The sequence below is a fragment of the Edaphobacter sp. genome (assembly GCF_035532915.1).
Taxonomy (GTDB): Bacteria; Acidobacteriota; Terriglobia; order Terriglobales; family Acidobacteriaceae; genus Edaphobacter.
This window is the reverse complement of sequence record NZ_DATKQC010000127.1, coordinates 1-2,563: the sequence shown is the minus strand read 5'-3', so window position 1 is coordinate 2,563 and position 2,563 is coordinate 1. Positions and strand designations below refer to the sequence as shown.

Genomic DNA, 2,563 nt, shown 5'->3' with positions numbered 1-2,563 from the left:
CTGAACAAACACTTGCGTCCGGTGCGCGTCCCTCGCTTTTCGCCCTTTCAGTATGTCGGAAAATGCCGTTCCTTTTATCCAGTCCGCAAGCGCTTCCTCCCATTTGGAGGGCAGCTTTCTCACGGCGAAGAACGGTTCTTTCATGACCGCCACGTAGAGAGCTGTAGCCGCTGCCGCTGCGGCGTCGCCGTCATCCGCAGCCACCGCGCTCTGAAATGCGCACAACACGTCCACCAAGGCGTCGAGTTGTTCGTGAAGAAACAGCCCTGGTTTCCGGCCCAGGCCAGAGTAGAAACATGCCCTGCGTTGTTCCTCGGTGCTCTTGCGCCATAACCACTCGGCACGCGAACGCAGCAGCTCGCGTTCGATAGCCCTGGTCGGCTCGTCCTCACGCGCAAGCGTTCGCTTCCAGAGCGAATCCTTGAGTGCGTCATCGAGAGCGGCAGCAACCTGTGAAACATCTGTGTCGAGCGGATCTATCAGGGAGAACAAAGCAACGTCTAAATTCGCAATCTGCGCCTCCAGGCCGTCCTCTCCCTCATCTTCATCGTCTTCCGTTTCTGTCGCGGCGAGACGCGCGTCATCCCAGAGATCACGTTGATTCAGAATGTATTCCAGTAAATCGGCGGGCTTCGCCCCAAGTTTCCGCGCGAGGTGATGTCCAAGATTCCAGGTTAACTGCGCTAACCCGCTGAGCAGTCTCTGACCCTTTGAATCCTTTATGAGTTTTTCAAACACAGCGTGTTGCTGGGACCGGGCAGCCGCATCGAAGGTAGGCAACACCGAAATACCATCGAGATCGACATAGGCCCGGCCTGAGCGGCCAACGACATTGGAGAATTCGGCAGCCTCGATGGGTACCCACTGTCCGCCTTGGTATCGTTTCAGTGAGCGAAAAATCAGGACACTGCAGGCAAGGTCAATGCCCTGGGCCAGAGTTGGTGAGGCCACAACGACAGACAAGCGGCGACCGTCCAGGAGTTCCTCCACCGCGTTCAAAAACGGCCGGGGCAGAGCACCGTGATGAGTACCGACGCCCACTTCCAGCGCCCGGACCGCAGCATGCTTTTCGCCCAGCCATTCGCGCCCGATGGCGCGGGCAACTGTTAGATGTTCTGCCTGCGGAGTCTTTACGTTAGGCAGGAAGCCTTGATCGCGCATGTGCCTGAACTCGCGGGCCGCCGGTTCGACTTGACTCTTTTGCGGCGAGTAAACCAGCACCGTGTGGCCGTCCCGCGCGAATGCGTTTGCTGCGCAGATGCAGAATTCGAGTTCATCCTTGGGAAATGGAGTTGTCCGGAGCCCTTTTGGCTCGCTCTGCTCGACGAACCGGGGAACAAAAGGCTTTTCGCCGTCAAGAAACGCGAGCCTGCCGGTATTGCTATGGTTGCTCCAATCGAGCGTCGCCAGCCGCTGGCGCGTCGGACGCCACTGAACATTGACCGGCTCTCCGGGCGCGTCGCTTCGCAACCAATCTCCGAAATCCTTGAAATACGGATCGCCCGGAGTGAACATCGCGGAGAGGCAGACAATCCGCCTTCCGGCGGCATCCCCGCGCCGCAGTAACCGCTGGATCAGCACTTCATAGCGGATTTCGCGGCTCCCAACCCCTATCATGTGACCTTCATCAAACACGATAAGGCCCACATCATTGAGCACGTCCGCATCCTGGCGCAGAGCGAAATCAAGTTTCTCCGGAGTTGCAACCACAATGGACGCGCTTGCCAGTGTTTTGGTGTCCGACACTGTGGCACCGCTAGCGCCATACAGTGAAGTGACCGCCGCGCCAAGAGGCACAAATGTTCTGGCGAGCACTCTTTCAACCTGGGCCGACAACGCCCTAAGGGGAGTCACGTAGATTATGCGCTTGCCATCTGCCAGCGCCCGGAGAATGCATAACTCAGCGATGCGGGTTTTCCCGGCGCTCGTCGGTAATGCGATGACGAGATCGTCGTTTGGATCAACTGCCCGTTTGGCGGCCGCAATTTGTGACGGCCACAAATCAATATGCGGAGGCCGCCTCGTGCCGAGCTGCGCGATGAAATCGCGCCGGAGTTCGTTCCACCGTGCGGGCAGGGGCGAACCCGAATCTGACGGCAGCCTAACGAAGAGACTCTGATCCCACAGATCACGAATCAGATGCAACGTGAGCGTGGCAACCCACCACGTCGGAATGTTCCCAATTTGTGACGCCGAGGCGACGATGCCCTGGATTGCCAGCACGGCCGTATCGAACATCTCCCGATTTCCGAAGAGCAATGCAGTATCGGCCAGGCCCAGGCCCCGGTAGTAGGAAGTTGTCAGCGCCAGGATCGCAACATCTTCCGGTCCAAACACATCGTTTTCATCGAGCAAGCGCCCGGCTACCGTGTCGTCACTGTGGGACGGATCTGCGTGCCACCGAATAATGTGTTCCCGCAGCAGCGACAGATCACGCCGAAGGACGTAGCCGAGAGCTCTCTCATGCGATGCGAGATTTTTTGCGAGAGCTGGAATAGGAAGCATCGAGAAAGATCGTGCTGCAAATCCTGCAAGATGGAACGCCGCTGCGCTCACGACTAGA

The 2,563-nt window shown here is 58.3% G+C and carries 1 protein-coding gene; it reads right to left on the bottom strand.

The window, feature by feature from the left end; translation table 11 throughout:
- Positions 1-2,355 (bottom strand): DEAD/DEAH box helicase (locus VMU57_RS06305; protein ID WP_325381783.1); only part of this gene is annotated, 2,355 nt, incomplete at its 3' end.
- Positions 2,356-2,563 lie beyond the last annotated feature (208 nt).